General features: G+C 66.5%; 11 protein-coding genes. 9 read left to right on the top strand and 2 right to left on the bottom strand.

The window, feature by feature from the left end; translation table 11 throughout:
• Positions 1-145 precede the first annotated feature (145 nt).
• The 3 genes from RRX38_RS16630 (at position 146) to RRX38_RS16620 (ending at position 4644) form a co-directional block, all read left to right on the top strand.
• Positions 146-1069, top strand: coding sequence for a hydrogen peroxide-inducible genes activator (locus tag RRX38_RS16630; RefSeq protein WP_295472431.1), 924 nt, complete (start codon positions 146-148; stop codon positions 1067-1069).
• An 11-nt stretch (positions 1070-1080) separates the two neighbouring features.
• Complete coding sequence (recG, locus tag RRX38_RS16625) at positions 1081-3156, top strand: ATP-dependent DNA helicase RecG (protein ID WP_315959965.1); 2076 nt, start codon at positions 1081-1083, stop codon at positions 3154-3156.
• A gap of 90 nt (positions 3157-3246) precedes the next feature.
• Positions 3247-4644: an aminoacyl-tRNA deacylase and HDOD domain-containing protein gene (locus RRX38_RS16620; RefSeq protein ID WP_315959964.1), complete on the top strand. Its 1398-nt coding sequence runs from the start codon at positions 3247-3249 to the stop codon at positions 4642-4644.
• A 63-nt stretch (positions 4645-4707) separates the two neighbouring features.
• Here RRX38_RS16620 and mhpT read toward each other — a convergent pair whose 3' ends face one another.
• Positions 4708-5922 carry a 3-(3-hydroxy-phenyl)propionate transporter MhpT gene (gene mhpT, locus RRX38_RS16615; RefSeq protein WP_410524833.1) on the bottom strand — a complete coding sequence of 405 codons (1215 nt, stop codon included), beginning with the start codon at positions 5920-5922 and terminating at the stop codon, positions 4708-4710.
• Between the two features lie 318 nt (positions 5923-6240).
• Between mhpT and RRX38_RS16610 the strand changes: the two genes are divergently transcribed.
• Positions 6241-7554: an OprD family porin gene (locus tag RRX38_RS16610; RefSeq protein WP_315959962.1), complete on the top strand. Its 1314-nt coding sequence runs from the start codon at positions 6241-6243 to the stop codon at positions 7552-7554.
• Positions 7555-7591: 37 nt separating this feature from the next.
• Here RRX38_RS16610 and RRX38_RS16605 read toward each other — a convergent pair whose 3' ends face one another.
• Positions 7592-8074, bottom strand: a complete 483-nt coding sequence (locus RRX38_RS16605) for a MarR family winged helix-turn-helix transcriptional regulator (RefSeq protein ID WP_315959961.1) — start codon at positions 8072-8074, stop codon at positions 7592-7594.
• 225 nt (positions 8075-8299) lie between these two features.
• On the opposite strand from RRX38_RS16605, the gene RRX38_RS16600 reads away from it, so the two are divergent.
• The 5 genes from RRX38_RS16600 to RRX38_RS16580 all read left to right on the top strand — a co-directional run bounded on the left by RRX38_RS16600 (position 8300) and on the right by RRX38_RS16580 (position 15710).
• The gene (locus tag RRX38_RS16600) at positions 8300-9130 is read left to right on the top strand and encodes a p-hydroxycinnamoyl CoA hydratase/lyase (protein ID WP_315959960.1); all 831 of its coding nucleotides are present in this window, start codon (positions 8300-8302) and stop codon (positions 9128-9130) included.
• Positions 9131-9220: 90 nt separating this feature from the next.
• Complete coding sequence (locus RRX38_RS16595; protein ID WP_315959959.1) at positions 9221-10669, top strand: aldehyde dehydrogenase; 1449 nt, start codon at positions 9221-9223, stop codon at positions 10667-10669.
• 126 nt (positions 10670-10795) lie between these two features.
• Positions 10796-12676, top strand: coding sequence for a feruloyl-CoA synthase (locus RRX38_RS16590; RefSeq protein ID WP_315959958.1), 1881 nt, complete (start codon positions 10796-10798; stop codon positions 12674-12676).
• The gene (locus RRX38_RS16585; RefSeq protein WP_315959957.1) at positions 12673-13914 is read left to right on the top strand and encodes a thiolase family protein; all 1242 of its coding nucleotides are present in this window, start codon (positions 12673-12675) and stop codon (positions 13912-13914) included. The genes RRX38_RS16590 and RRX38_RS16585 overlap by 4 nt, the downstream gene beginning before the upstream one ends.
• A gap of 38 nt (positions 13915-13952) precedes the next feature.
• A complete protein-coding gene (locus tag RRX38_RS16580) occupies positions 13953-15710 on the top strand; it encodes an acyl-CoA dehydrogenase family protein (protein WP_315959956.1) in 1758 nt (585 codons plus the stop codon).
• Positions 15711-15726 lie beyond the last annotated feature (16 nt).

The raw sequence follows: 15726 nt of genomic DNA, 5'->3' as shown, positions 1-15726 counted from the left end.
CCGGGCTGCCTGATCGCAGCCTGGTCGAACGCCGCCGGCCGGCCTCGGGACCAGAATCACTTTTTTGATACGTCTGGGCACCTCTGATAACGTGCGTCTATTGATTGCACCCGCTATGCTGGGCGCAACCACATGGACGCCTGTTATGACCCTTACAGAATTGCGCTATATCGTCACGCTTGCCCAAGAGCAGCACTTTGGCCATGCGGCCGAACGGTGCCACGTCAGCCAGCCTACGCTGTCGGTTGGCGTGAAGAAGCTCGAAGACGAGCTCGGCGTACTCATCTTCGAACGCAGCAAGAGTGCCGTGCGCCTTACCCCGGTGGGTGAGGGCATCGTCGCCCAGGCGCAGAAGGTCCTCGAGCAGGCCCAGGGCATCCGTGAACTGGCCCAGGCCGGCAAGAACCAGCTCACCGCTCCGCTGAAGGTCGGTGCCATCTATACCGTCGGCCCTTACCTGTTCCCGCACCTGATCCCGCAACTGCATCGCGTGGCACCGCAGATGCCGCTGTACATCGAGGAAAACTTCACGCACATCCTGCGTGACAAACTGCGCAACGGCGAACTGGACGCGATCATCATCGCCCTGCCATTCAACGAAGCCGACGTGCTGACCCTGCCCCTGTATGACGAGCCGTTCTACGTGCTGATGCCGTCCGGCCACCCCTGGACCCGCCAGGAAAGCATCGAGGCCGGGGCGCTGAACGACAAGAGCCTGCTGCTGCTCGGCGAGGGCCACTGCTTCCGTGACCAGGTCCTGGAAGCCTGCCCTACACTGAACAAGGGCGGCGAGGGCGCCAAGCACACCACGGTGGAATCCAGCTCGCTGGAAACCATCCGCCACATGGTCGCTTCGGGGCTGGGCGTGTCGATCCTGCCGTTGTCGGCGGTGCACAGCCACCACTACGCGCCCGGCGTCATCGAAGTCCGCCCACTGACCGCACCAGCACCGTTCCGTACCGTGGCCATCGCCTGGCGTGCCAGCTTCCCACGGCCCAAGGCCATCGAGATCCTGGCTGACTCGGTACGGCTGTGCTCGGTGGTGCGACCCAAGGCAGAAGCCAACTAGGCAGGCAAGAGATGAGCGAGCTTTCCCAGGTCCCGGTCACCGCACTCAAGGGTGTCGGCGAAGCCATGGCCGAGAAGCTGGCCAGGGTAGGGCTGGAAACCCTGCAGGACGTGTTGTTCCACCTGCCGCTGCGTTATCAGGACCGCACCCGGGTGGTGCCCATCGGCGCGCTGCGGCCCGGCCAGGATGCGGTGATCGAAGGCGTGGTCAGCGGTGCCGACGTGGTGATGGGCAAGCGCCGCAGCCTGCTGGTACGCCTGAATGACGGCAGCGGCTCGGTGAGCCTGCGCTTCTACCACTTCAGCAATGCGCAGAAGGAGGGCCTCAAGCGCGGCACCCACCTGCGCTGCTTCGGCGAAGCGCGGCCCGGCGCCTCGGGCCTGGAGATCTACCACCCCGAGTACCGCGCCCTGACCGGCGACGAAGCGCCGCCGGTCGAGAAGACCCTCACGCCGATCTACCCGACCACCGAAGGCCTGACCCAGCAACGCCTGCGCCAGCTCAGCCAGCAGAGCCTGGCGATGCTCGGGCCGCGCAGCCTGCCCGACTGGCTCCCCGAAGAGCTGGCCCGCGACTACGAGCTGGCACCGCTGGACGACGCCATTCGCTACCTGCATCACCCACCCGCCGACGCCGATCTGGAAGAACTCGCCCTGGGCCATCACTGGGCCCAGCACCGCCTGGCTTTCGAAGAACTGCTGACCCACCAGTTGTCGCAACAGCGCCTGCGCGAGAGCCTGCGCGCCCAGCGTGCCCCGTCTCTGCCACCGGCCAGCCGCCTGCCACGCGAATTCCTCGCCAACCTCGGTTTCGCACCTACCGGTGCCCAGCAGCGGGTCGGCAAGGAAGTGGCCTACGACCTCAGCCAGCCCGAGCCCATGCTGCGCCTGGTGCAGGGCGACGTGGGTGCCGGCAAGACCGTGGTCGCGGCGCTGGCGGCGCTGCAGGCGATCGAGGCTGGCTACCAGGTCGCGTTGATGGCACCCACCGAGATTCTCGCCGAGCAGCATTACTTGAACTTCCAGCGTTGGCTGGAGCCGCTGGGCGTCGAAGTGGCCTGGCTGGCCGGCAAGCTCAAGGGCAAGGCACGGGCGACGGCCCTGGAGCAGATCGGCCGCGGTGCGCCCATGGTGGTCGGCACCCACGCGCTGTTCCAGGACGAAGTGCAGTTCAGCAACCTGGCCCTGGTGATCATCGACGAACAGCACCGTTTCGGCGTGCAGCAACGCCTGGCCCTGCGCAGCAAGGGGGTAGGGGGTATGCTCTGCCCGCACCAGTTGATCATGACCGCCACGCCCATCCCACGCACGCTGGCGATGAGCGCCTATGCCGACCTCGACACCTCGATCCTCGACGAACTGCCGCCCGGCCGTACTCCGGTGAACACCGTGCTGGTCGCCGACAGCCGGCGCGTGGAGGTCATCGAACGGGTGCGCGCCGCTTGCGCCGAGGGGCGCCAGGCCTATTGGGTCTGCACGCTGATCGAAGAATCCGAAGAACTCACCTGCAAGGCCGCCGAGACCTCCTTCGAAGAGCTGAGCATGGCGCTGGGCGAACTGCGCGTCGGCTTGATACACGGGCGCATGAAGCCGGCGGAAAAGGCCGCGATCATGGCCGAATTCAAGCAGGGCAGCCTGCAACTGCTGGTGGCGACCACGGTGATCGAGGTCGGTGTGGACGTGCCCAATGCCAGCCTGATGATCATCGAGAACCCCGAGCGCCTGGGCCTGGCCCAGTTGCACCAGCTGCGCGGCCGGGTCGGGCGGGGCAGTGCGGTGAGCCATTGCGTGCTGCTCTACCACCCGCCGCTATCACAGATCGGTCGCCAGCGACTGGGCATCATGCGCGAAACCAACGACGGTTTCGTCATCGCCGAAAAGGATCTGGAAATTCGTGGTCCGGGCGAAATGCTCGGCACCCGACAAACGGGCCTGTTGCAGTTCAAGGTGGCCGACCTGATGCGCGACGCCGACCTGCTGCCGGCCGTACGCGACGCCGCCCAGGCCCTGCTGGAGCGCTGGCCGCAGCATGTCAGCCCGTTGCTGGATCGCTGGCTGCGCCACGGCCAGCAATACGGCCAGGTTTGATGTGACGGACACGACGCTTTTGCACGCTCGGGAGGCCCATTCTGCACAAGCTGGTTATACTGCGAAAAATGTAGGAATTGGACACAGACCATGACAGAAGTAGCCCACGTCGATGATTCTCTCCACACCCCGTCCGTCATCCGGCAGTTGTTGGAAAAATTGTCCATCAGCTACCAGGAAGTCGTGGATGACGTCACCCTGCCTGTCGAGCGCAAGGTCCAGGCGGTCCTGGTCGAGGACGCCGTCGGCGCCCTGCTGATCCTATTCCCGCAGAACCAGTTGCTGGACCTCAACCGCATCGCCGAGCTGACTGGCCGCGAACTCAAGGCGGTTTCCCACGAGCGCTTGTCGCGCATGCTGGTCAAGCACAACCTGCAAAGCCTGCCCGGCCTGCCGGCCCTGACCAGCTCGCCGTGCCTGTACGACGACCGCCTGTTGCAGCAGCCCAAGCTGCTGGTGGGCTCCGGCGAACAGGGCCTGCTGCTGGAGATCGCCAGCGACGACTTCAAGGGCATGCTCAGCAAGGCCAGTGCCGCGCATTTCGGCCAACTGGTCAGCACGGTGCAGCCGAACTTCGACCGCCCGCACGACGACCGAGAGGAAATCACTCAGGCCGTGCACGCCTTCACCGCACGGCGCATCCAGCAACGCCTGGAAGCGACCCTGGAGATCCCGCCGCTGGCCGGCACCGCGCAGAAGATCATCAAGCTGCGTGTCGACCCGGACGCCACCATCGACGACATCACGGGCGTGGTGGAAACCGACCCAGCCCTGGCCGCCCAGGTGGTCAGCTGGGCCGCCTCACCTTATTACGCCTCTACCGGCAAGATCCGCTCGGTGGAAGACGCCATCGTGCGTGTGCTGGGCTTCGACCTGGTGATCAACCTGGCCCTCGGTCTGGCGCTGGGCAAGACCCTCAGCCTGCCCAAGGATCATCCACAGCAGACCACCCCGTACTGGCAGCAGTCGATCTACACCGCCGCCGTTATCGAAGGCCTGACCCGTGCCATCCCCCGCGCCAAACGCCCGGAAGGCGGCCTGACCTACCTGGCCGGCCTGCTGCACAACTTCGGCTACCTGCTGCTGGCGCATGTGTTCCCGCCACATTTCTCGCTGATCTGCCGGCAACTGGAAGTCAACCCGCACCTGCATCACAGCTATGTCGAGCAGCACCTGCTGGGCATCAGCCGCGAGCAGATCGGCGCCTGGCTGATGCGCGCCTGGGACATGCCGGACGAACTGTCCACCGCGCTGCGCTTCCAGCATGACCCGCAGTACGCCGGTGAGCATTGCGAATATGCCAACCTGGTGTTCCTGGCCGTGCAGTTGCTGCGTCAGCACGGCGTCGGTTCCGGCCCGGTAGAGGCGATTCCCAACGAGCTGTTCGAGCGCCTGGGCATCACCCGCGAGAAAGCCGAGGAATCGGTGCGCAAGGTGCTGGATGCCGAAGTGATGCTTCGCGAGCTGGCCGCGCAGTTCAATCACTGATAACACCGCTCTGTATGCACAACGCCCCCGGCAAGCGCTTGCCGGGGGCGTTGTGCGTTCAGGTCAGCGGCTGGCCGGCTTGAGGCCGGGACGCGCCGCGCTGCCTGGCCGCGCGACCACGATGAGAATCGCCAGCGCAGCGATCACCAGGCCGGGCGAAGTGGCCAGCAACACGCCGCTGGTGCCGGCGCCAGCAGCGAGAATCTGCCCGGCAGCCAGCGGACCGGCAACCGACCCCAGGCGACCGATGGCCACCGCCGCGCCCACACCGGTCGCGCGTACGGCAGTGGGGTAGGAAGGCGGCGCCATGGCATACAGCACCAACTGCGCGGCCATGACGAACACCCCGACACAGAAACCGGCGGTGGCCATGGGCGCGATGCCGACCGACAGGCCGACGCCTACCAGCGACGCCAGCAGCCCCAGGTAGACGCCGATTACCACCTTCACGCCATTGAAGCGGTCCAGCAGCAGACCACCGAACAGCGAGCCCAGCGCGCCGCCGATGTTGAACAGCATCTGCACCAGGCTGGCTTCCGGCTTGGTAAAGCCCTGGCCCATGAGCAGTGACGGCAGCCAATTGAGCAGCATGTACATCACGGTCAGGGTGAAGAAGTAGCTGATCCACAGCGCCAGGGTAAGGCGCGCACGCCCTTCGCCGAACAGGGCCTGGGGCGTGGAGACCCGTGCGCTGGCATCGGCTTGCTGGCGGAACACCGTGGACTCGGGCAGCAGCACCAGCATCAGCGGCACCACCAGCAGCGGCGCCAGGCCACCGATGATGAAAGTCATCTGCCAGTGGTCACCGCCCAGCATGGCCACCACCGCCGCCAGTGCACCACCCAGCGGTACACCGGCATACATGATGCTGATCGCCGTGCCACGGCGCTGTTCACCGACCGCCTCGGCACACAGGGCGATCAGGTTGGGCAGCGCAGCGCCCAGGCCCAGGCCGGTAAGGAAGCGCACCAGCAGCAGGGTCGCATAGCCCTCGACGTAGGCGGTGGCCAGGGAAAACACGCCAAACAGCAGCACGGCGGCGATGAGAATCTTCTTGCGGCCAATGCGGTCGGCGATCCAGCCGCCGAAGAAGGCACCTGGCAGCAGACCGATGATTCCGGCGCTGAATACCCAGCCGAGCATCTTGGGGTCGAGGGTGAAGGTGTGCCGCAGCCCGGCAGCGGCGGTGCCGGCGGCCTGCAGGTCGAAGCCTTCGATGAGTGCAACGATGAAGCAAAGCACGATGGTCGCCGTTGGCCGGCGCAGTGAACTGTCCATGGATACCTCGTTCTTGTTTTTGTTGTAGAGCGGGCTGGCGCCTGCAACCACGGCTGGAGGCGACCTGGAAATAAGATTAACAAAGATAACTAAAAAGCCCAGCCCGAATGCGCTCGGCAGGAATTCAGACTATTTCTTTTAAAACAGGGGCTTACCCAAAAAATCCTGAAAAGAGAAAAATAGATAACAAAATTAATGTTCGATTATCGGATATTGTCCATTGACGGCACCACTCGGCATTTCCATTCTTGCCCTGCGGGCCGCTTACAGCCCGCATCCCGTGCGCTTTCGAACAACAACAATAAGTGGACTACGGACATGCCAGACACCTTCTCGCCCCTCGGCAGGGCTCGCCCGAGCCTGTATCGCCACGCTCGCCGTACCGCGCCATTGCTGCTGCTGGGTTTGTGCAGCAGCGGCCTGCAGGCCGAAGGCCTGCTGGAAGACAGCCACGGTACGCTTAACCTGCGTAACTATTACCTCGACCGCGACTACAAGGATGATGGGGCCAAGCGCGCTGCCCGGGAATGGGCGCAGGCCTTCATTCTCAACCTCGAATCCGGCTACACCCCTGGCAAGCTGGGCTTCGGCCTGGATGCACGCGCATTGGTCGGGGTCAAGCTGGATTCTTCGCCGGACCGCAGCGGCACCGAACTGCTGCCGGTGTCGGCCAGTGACCGTCGCGCCCCGGACGATTATTCGCGCCTGGCGCTGACCGGCAAGATGCGCTTCAACCAGACCACGGTGAAGACCGGCGACGTGTCGATTTTCCTGCCGTTCGCCTTCGCCAGCCCGTCGCGCCTGTTGCCGCAGACCTTCCGCGGCACCACGCTGACCTCCAAGGACATCGACGGCCTGACCTTCAATGCGGGCTACATCGACCGCATCAACAAGCGCAACTCGACCTCCTACGAGTCGATGACCATTGCCTCACCGAACGGACGCTTCAACGGCGCGGCGACCACCTCGCACATGAGCTACCTGGGCGGTGACTACCAGTTCACCAAGGACCTGGGCATTCGCGTGTACCACACCGAGGTCGATGACCTTTACCGGCAGAGCACCCTGGCGCTGCTGCATAACCTGCCGCTGGGCGACGGCGTACTGACCAGCGACCTGCGCAGCTTCTTCAGCGAGGAGGCCGGCAGCGCCAAGGCCGGCAAGGTCGACAACGTCAACGCCTCGGCGCTGTTCGCCTACCGGCTGGGCGGGCACAAGGTCAGCCTCGGCTACATGCATTCGAGCGGCGACACCGCCACGCCCTATGTGTCTGGCACCGAACTGATGGGCATGAGCGAACTGACCATGGCCTCGGACTTTCTCAACGCCAAGGAACACACCTGGCAGGCCATCTACGATTACGACTTCGCCGCTGTGGGCGTGCCGGGCCTGAAGAGCCGCCTGCGTTATGTGCGCGGCGACAACATCGAACTCGCCTCGCTGAACGCCGACGACCGCAAGGAACGGGAATTCCAGATGGAGCTGGGCTACGTGATCCAGAGCGGGCCGCTCAAGCAGCTGGGTTTCGTGGTGCGCAAGGCGATCTACCGCAACGACTTTCCCACCGGCGCGGCCTTCCGCGACGAAAACCAGACCCGCTTCCTGGCCACCTACAGCCTGCCGCTGTGGTGAGTCGGCTCGGCCGCTTCCAGCCTGAGCGGCCGGCACTTCAGTCCTGATAGATCTTGCGCAGCAGCCTGAGCAGCTGCTCGCGCTCAGCATCGTCGAGCGCGGCGGTGGCGTCCAGGTCGCTCTGCGCGGCGATCTGCTTCACTTCCTTGAGCATCGTTTCGCCGGTCTTGCTGAGGAAAATGCCGTACGAACGCTTGTCTGGCTTGCAGCGCACCCGCACGGCCAGGGCGCGTTCTTCCAGCTTGTTGAGCAACGGCACCACCTGCGGCGGCTCGATGGCCAGTGCACGGGCCAGGTCGGCCTGCATCAGGCCAGGGTTCTGCTCGATGATCGCCAGCGCGGAGAACTGCGCCGGGCGCAGGTCATGCACGGCCAGCCGCGCGATGAGGTTCTGGAACAGCTTGAGCTGGGCACGGCGCAGGGCATAGCCGATCAGATCGTCGAGCGCGGCATCCAGCGGCACGGCGGCGTCGGAAGCGGGAAGGGCGCTCGAAGAAGCGGCACTGGAAGACTTGGCCATGCGACAGGATCCTGGAAAGGCAGTTAACAAGGCTATGCAGTTTGCCGGGATCGGTCCGTGAAGGCCAGCACCCAATACCCTGACGATCTACCCAAGCGCGCACTATCCGAAACGCGCAAACCTGTTAACGAATCTAATAGTTAATTGACATAACTATTTTGCCCGGCTAATTTCAATCCATCGACACCCGAACACGCCCCGTAACAGAACAAGAGAGCATCCACCATGAGCAATTACGAAGGCCGCTGGAGCACCGTCAAGGTCGAAATCGAGGAAGGCATCGCCTGGGTCATCCTCAACCGCCCGGAAAAACGCAACGCCATGAGCCCGACCCTGAACCGGGAAATGATCGACGTGCTGGAGACTCTGGAGCAGGACCCGGCGGCCGGCGTACTGGTGCTGACCGGTGCCGGTGAATCCTGGACCGCCGGCATGGACCTCAAGGAATACTTCCGCGAAACCGACGCCGGCCCGGAGATCCTTCAGGAGAAGATCCGCCGCGAAGCCTCGCAATGGCAGTGGAAACTGCTGCGCATGTACGCCAAGCCGACCATCGCCATGGTCAATGGCTGGTGCTTCGGCGGCGGGTTCAGTCCGCTGGTGGCCTGCGACCTGGCAATCTGCGCCGACGAAGCGACCTTCGGCCTGTCGGAAATCAACTGGGGCATCCCGCCGGGCAACCTGGTCAGCAAGGCCATGGCCGACACCGTTGGCCATCGCCAGTCGCTGTACTACATCATGACCGGCAAGACCTTCGACGGTAAGAAAGCCGCCGAGATGGGCCTGGTCAACGAAAGCGTGCCGCTGGCGCAACTGCGCGAGACCACCATCGAGCTGGCGCGCAACCTGCTGGAAAAGAACCCGGTCGTGCTGCGCGCCGCCAAGCACGGCTTCAAGCGCTGCCGCGAACTGACCTGGGAGCAGAACGAAGACTACCTGTACGCCAAGCTCGACCAGTCGCGCCTGCTGGACACCGAAGGCGGTCGCGAGCAGGGTATGAAGCAGTTCCTCGACGACAAGAGCATCAAGCCAGGCCTGGAAGCCTACAAGCGCTGACCGCGCCGGCGGGCGAGGGGCCGTGTGCCGCTCGCCCGGGTCGACCGTATCGACCGGTGTTCCCGATAAAGACAATAAAGAGGAATCATCATGCTGGACGTGCCATTGCTGATCGGCGGGCAGTCGTGCCCTGCCCGCGACGGTAAGACTTTCGAGCGCCGCAACCCGGTGAGCGGCGAAGTGGTGTCGCGGGTCGCCGCTGCCACCCTGGAAGACGCCGACGCCGCCGTGGCCGCCGCCCAGGCTGCGTTTCCGGCCTGGGCCGCGCTGGCGCCCAACGAGCGCCGCACGCGCCTGCTGAAAGCCGCCGACCAACTGCAGGCCAACAGCGAGCACTTCATCGCCGCCGCCGGAGAAACCGGCGCCATGGCCAACTGGTACGGCTTCAACGTCATGCTGGCGGCGAAGATCCTGCGTGAAGCCGCGTCAATGACCACGCAGATCAACGGCGAGGTGATTCCTTCCGACGTGCCGGGCAGCTTTGCCATGGCCCTGCGCCAGCCGTGCGGTGTGGTGCTGGGCATCGCCCCGTGGAACGCCCCGGTGATCCTCGCCACCCGCGCCATCGCCATGCCCCTGGCCTGCGGCAACACAGTGGTGCTGAAAGCTTCCGAGCTGAGCCCGGCGGTGCATCGGCTGATCGGCCAGATCCTCCATGAAGCCGGGCTCGGCGATGGCGTGGTCAACGTCATCAGCAATGCCCCGCAAGACGCACCCGCCATCGTCGAACGGCTGATCGCCAACCCGGCAGTACGCCGCGTCAACTTCACCGGCTCCACCCATGTCGGGCGCATCGTCGGCGAGCTGTCGGCGCGCCACCTCAAGCCGGCGCTGCTGGAGCTGGGCGGCAAGGCGCCGTTTCTGGTGCTGGACGACGCCGACCTCGATGCCGCCGTCGAAGCCGCCGCCTTCGGCGCCTACTTCAATCAGGGGCAGATCTGCATGTCGACCGAGCGGCTGATCGTCGACGACAAGGTCGCCGATGCCTTCGTCGCCAAGCTCAAGGCCAAGATCGCCACCCTGCCAGCCGGTGACCCGAGCGACCCGGCCGCCAAGCTCGGCTCGCTGGTCGATGCCCGCGCCGGCGAGCGCATCATGGGCCTGATCGACGATGCCGTGACCCAGGGCGCGACCCTGGTCTGCGGCGGCACCTGCAGCGGCAGCATCCTCCAGCCGACCCTGCTCGACCAGGTCACCGACTCGATGCGTCTGTATCGCGAAGAGTCCTTCGGCCCGGTGGCGGTGGTGCTGCGCGCCAGCGGTGACGAAGCCCTGCTGCGCCTGGCCAACGACTCGGAATTCGGCCTGTCGGCGGCGATCTTCAGCCGCGACACCAGCCGCGCCCTGGCGCTGGCCCAACGTGTCGAATCGGGCATCTGCCACATCAACGGCCCGACCGTGCACGACGAGGCGCAGATGCCCTTCGGCGGGGTGAAGTCCAGCGGCTACGGCAGCTTCGGCGCCAAGGCCTCGGTGGAGTTCTTCACCCAGTTGCGCTGGGTGACCCTGCAGAACGGCCCAAGGCACTACCCGATCTGAGCGCCCGGGCGGCTGCGACAGGCCGCCCGCTCCCGACAAGAACAAAGGCGACAGCCAGAAGTCGGCGCGCGCCAGCCATCGCCCGTGAGCGATGCGGCGCGGCCTGCTTCAATGGAGGAACCGCACGTGAACCGCCAACCTGCAAGCGCCCCGGCGCCCTACCGCCCCGTGTCCATCGCGCACCCCGCCGTCGCGGTCAGCGAACGCCAGGGTATCCTGCACATTCGTAACCTGGAACCGCTGGCCGAACGCCCGGCGCGGCTGCTCGACCGCCTGCGGCACTGGGCCGCCGAGTGCCCGCAGCGCACCTTCATCGCCGCGCGCAATGAACAGGGTGGCTGGCGCGAAATCAGCTACGCGCAAATGCTCACCGACGTGCGTGCCATCGCCCAGAGCCTGCTGGCTCACGGCCTGAGCGCCGAACGCCCGCTGGCGCTGCTCTCGGGCAACGACATCGAGCACCTGCAGATGGCCCTCGGGGCGATGTACGCCGGGATTCCCTACTGCCCGGTGTCACCGGCCTATTCGCTGCTGTCCCAGGACCACGCCAAGCTGCGCCATGTCTGTGACGTGCTGCAGCCGGGCCTGGTGTTCGTCAGCGACGTCACGCCGTTCCAGAAAGCCATCGACGCCGTGCTGCCGGCCGACATTGCGGTGATCAGCGTGCGCGGCATGGCCAGCGGCCGGCCCGCCATCGACTTCGCCAGCCTGCTGGCCCAACCCGGTGGCGCCGAGGCCGAAGCCGCGTTCGCCGCCACCGGCCCGGACAGCATCGCCAAGTTCCTGTTCACCTCCGGTTCCACCAAGCTGCCCAAGGCGGTGGTCACCACCCAGCGCATGCTCTGCGCCAACCAGCAGATGCTGTTGCAGACCTTCCCGGTGTTCGGCGAAGAGCCGCCGGTGCTGGTCGACTGGCTGCCCTGGAACCACACCTTCGGCGGCAGCCATAACCTGGGCATCGTGCTGTACAACGGCGGCACCTTCTACCTGGACAACGGCAAGCCCACCGCGCAGGGCTTCGCCGAGACCCTGCGCAACCTCAAGGAAATCTCGCCCACCGCCTACCTCACCGTGCCCAAGGGCTGGGAAGAGCTGGTCAGCGCCCTGGAGCAGGACAGCGAGCTGCGCGAGCGCTTCTTCGCCCGCATCAAGCTGTTCTTCTTCGCCGCCGCTGGCCTGTCGCAAAGCATCTGGGACCGCCTCGACCGCATCGCCGAGCAGCACTGCGGCGAGCGTATCCGCATGATGGCCGGGCTGGGCATGACCGAAGCCTCGCCGTCGTGCACCTTCACCACCGGCCCGCTGTCCCAGGCCGGCTACGTCGGGCTGCCGGCGCCGGGCTGCGAAGTGCGTCTGGTGCCAGTGGACGGCAAGCTGGAAGGGCGCTTTCGCGGCCCGCACATCATGCCCGGCTACTGGCGCTCGCCGCAGCAGACCGCCGAAGCCTTCGACGAGCAGGGCTACTACTGCTCCGGTGACGCGCTGAAGCTCGCCGACCCGGCGCAGCCCGAGCTGGGGCTGATGTTCGATGGGCGTATCGCCGAAGACTTCAAGCTGTCTTCGGGGGTGTTCGTCAGCGTCGGGCCACTGCGCAACCGCGCGGTGCTGGAGGGCTCGCCCTACGTGCAGGACATCGTGGTCTGCGCACCCGACCGCGAATGCCTCGGCGCGCTGGTGTTCCCACGCCTTTATGAGTGCCGGCAGCTGGCGGGGCTGGGCCGCGAGGCCAGCGACGAACAGGTGCTGGCCAGCCCCGAGGTGCGCCACTGGTTCGCCGCCTGGCTGCACCGCCTGAACAAGGACGCCAGCGGCAACGCCAGCCGCCTGGAATGGATCGCCCTGCTGGCCGAGCCGCCGTCCATCGACCGCGGCGAGATCACCGACAAGGGCTCGATCAACCAGCGCGCCGTGCTGCAATGGCGCGCCAGCCTGGTCGATGCCTTGTACCGCGGCGACCACGACGCGCTGCTGCGCGCCGACGCCAAGGCCGCCGGGGCACCGGCATGAACGGCGCCGGCCAGTATTCGCGGTTCGACGACGTCGCGCTGTACGACGCGGTGCGCACGCCCTGGGTCGACCTGGGCGGCGCACTGGCCCAGGTGTCGCCCATCGACCTCGGCATCAAGGCCGGACGCGGCGTGCTGGCGCGCGCCGGGCTGCCTGCTGCGCAGGTCGACTCGGTTCTGGCCGGCTCCATGGCCCAGGCCAGCTTCGATGCCTACATGCTGCCCCGGCACATCGGCCTGTACAGCGGGGTACCGCTGCAGGTGCCGGCGCTGGCCGTGCAGCGCATCTGTGCCACCGGTTTCGAACTGCTGCGCCAGGCCGCCCTGCAGGTGGGCGAGGGCGCGCAACTGGCGCTGTGCGTGGCCGCCGAGTCGATGTCGCGCAACCCGATCGCCGCCTACACCCATCGCGACGGTTTCAAGCTGGGCGCAGGGGTGGACTTCAAGGATTTCCTCTGGGAAGCGCTGTACGACCCGGCGCCAGGTATCGACATGATCGCCACCGCCGAGCGCCTGGCCGTGCTGTATGGCCTGAGCCGCCAGGAAGTGGACGCCTATGCCTTGCGCAGCCACCAATCGAGCCTGGCGGCGCAGGCCAGCGGCTGGCTGGCCGGGGAAATCCTGCCGGTGGGCAGCGAACGTTTCGAGCTGGACGGCTACCAGGCACGCGGCATCCGCCTGCCACGCGGTGTCGAAGCGGTCACCCAGGACAGCCACCCCCGCAGCACCGACGCCGCCGCCCTGGCGCGTCTGCGTGCCGTACACGAAGGCGGGGTGCAGACCGCCGGCAACAGCTGCGCAGTCGTCGATGGTGCCGCCGCCGCACTGGTCGGCCCAGGTTCGACGGCAGGCCAGCCGGTGCTCGCCCACTTGCTGGGCAGCGCGGTGGTCGGCGTGGCCCCGGAACACATGGGCATCGGTCCCGCCCCGGCCATTCGCCTGCTGTTGCAGCGCAGCGGCCTGCGCCTGGAGCAGATCGACCGCCTGGAAATCAACGAAGCCCAGGCCGCCCAGGTGCTGGCCGTGGCCCGCGAGCTGGAACTGGACCTCGACCGGCTCAACGTTCGCGGCGGCTCCATCGGCCTCGGACACCCATTGGCTGCCAGCGGCCTGCGCCTGGTCATGACCCTGGCCCGGCAACTGCGCGAAGACAACCTGCGCTACGGCATCGCCGCCGCCTGCGTGGGCGGCGGGCAAGGCATGGCGGTACTCATCGAAAACCCTGCCTGGCGGCCCTGAGCGTCCGCCGCCCACCCTGTACGGCAAAGGAGATTGCCATGTGGCACTACCAGGCCCCGCTGCGCGACATGCAGTTCGTCATCGAACACTGGCTGCAGGCCCCACAGGCCTGGAGCGGCAACGCAGCCTTCGAGTTTCTCGATGCTGCGCTGGCCATGCAGGTCGTGGAACAGGCCGGGCAGTTCAGCCATGAAGTCCTGGCGCCGTTGAATGCCCGTGGCGACCGCCAAGGCTGTCGCTTCGAAGCCGGCTGCGTGCAGACCCCTGACGGCTTTGCCGCCGCCTGGCAAGCCTACGTGGAGGGTGGCTGGCCGGCACTGGCCTGTGATCCGCAACTGGGCGGCCAGGGCCTGCCGCAACTGCTCGAAGCCGCCGTGCAGGAAATGCTCTACGCCAGCAACCATGCCTGGGCCATGTACAGCGGCATCGCCCACGGCGCCTACCTGTGCCTGAAAGCCCATGCGCCGCAATGGATCCAGCAGCGCTACCTGCCCGGCATCGTCAGCGGGCAATGCCTGCCGACCATGTGCCTCACCGAGCCGCAGGCCGGCAGCGACGTCGGCCTGCTGCGCTGCCGGGCCGAACCGACCGCCGAGGGCCGCTACCGGATCAGCGGCAGCAAGCTGTTCATCTCCGGCGGCGAACACGACCTGTGCGAAGACATCCTGCACCTGGTGCTGGCGCGCCTGCCCGACGCCCCGCCCGGCAGCCGGGGCATCTCGCTGTTCCTGGTGCCCCGGCGCCTGGACGACGGGGCGCACAATGGCGTGCGCTGCGACGGTATCGAACACAAGATGGGCATCAAGGGCAGCGCCACCTGTTCAATGCTGTTCGAAGGCGCCAGCGGCTGGCTGATCGGTGCACCGAACCAGGGGCTGGCCGCGATGTTCGTGATGATGAACTCGGCGCGCCTGCATGTCGGTCTGCAAGGCCTGGGGCATGTCGAGGCGGCCTGGCAGAACGCCGCGCAGTACGCCCGCGAACGCCGGCAGATGCGCGCTGTGCAGCGTCCCGTCGGGGAACCGGCCAGCGCCGCCGACCCGCTGCATTACCACCCGGCGATGCGCCGCACGTTGCTGGAACTGCGCGCCACCAGCGAGGGCCTGCGGGCCCTCGGCTACTGGGCCGCGCACCTGCTGGATCAGGCCGAGCACGCCAGCGAACCGGCAGAACGGGCCATCGCCCATCAGTTGACCGGGCTGCTGACGCCGATCATCAAGGCGTACTTCACCGAGCAGGGCTTCCAGCAGGCCAGCCGCGCCTTGCAGGTCTTCGGCGGCTACGGCTATGTGAGCGAATTCGCCATCGAACAGACCCTGCGCGACAGCCGCATCGCGATGATCTACGAAGGCACCAACGAGATTCAGGCCAACGACCTGCTGTTGCGCAAGGTGCTGGGCGACCGGGGCGCCGCCCTTCAGCAACTGCTCGCACTGCTGCGCGAAGAAGCCACGGCGGCCAGCGCGGTAGCCGTGTGCACGGCGCTGGGCCAGGCGCTGCAGCAGCGCTGCCAGGACCTGGAAAGCGCCTGGCAGCAGATCGCCGAGCAGGCCACCCTTGATGCCGAATACCCGTATCGCGCGGCGGGCGACTTCCTGCCGCTGTGCGCGCTGGTCCTGCTGGCCTTTGCCTGGTGTCGGGCGGCACGCGTGGCCCAGGCGCTGCCCGAGCATGACGAGCGCCGTGCCGCCAAGCTGGAAACCGCCGGGTTCTTCTTCGCCTGGCTGCTGCCCCAAGCCGACCGGCACCTGGCCGGACTGCACAGCGCCCGCCAGCCACTGGCGTTCCTGAGCTGAGCAGGCTGGGCTACCA

The organism is Pseudomonas sp. DTU_2021_1001937_2_SI_NGA_ILE_001 (genome assembly GCF_032463525.1).
In the GTDB taxonomy this organism is placed as follows: domain Bacteria; phylum Pseudomonadota; class Gammaproteobacteria; order Pseudomonadales; family Pseudomonadaceae; genus Aquipseudomonas.
The sequence above is the reverse complement of the archived record's forward strand: the minus strand, read 5'-3'. Positions and strand labels throughout refer to the sequence as shown.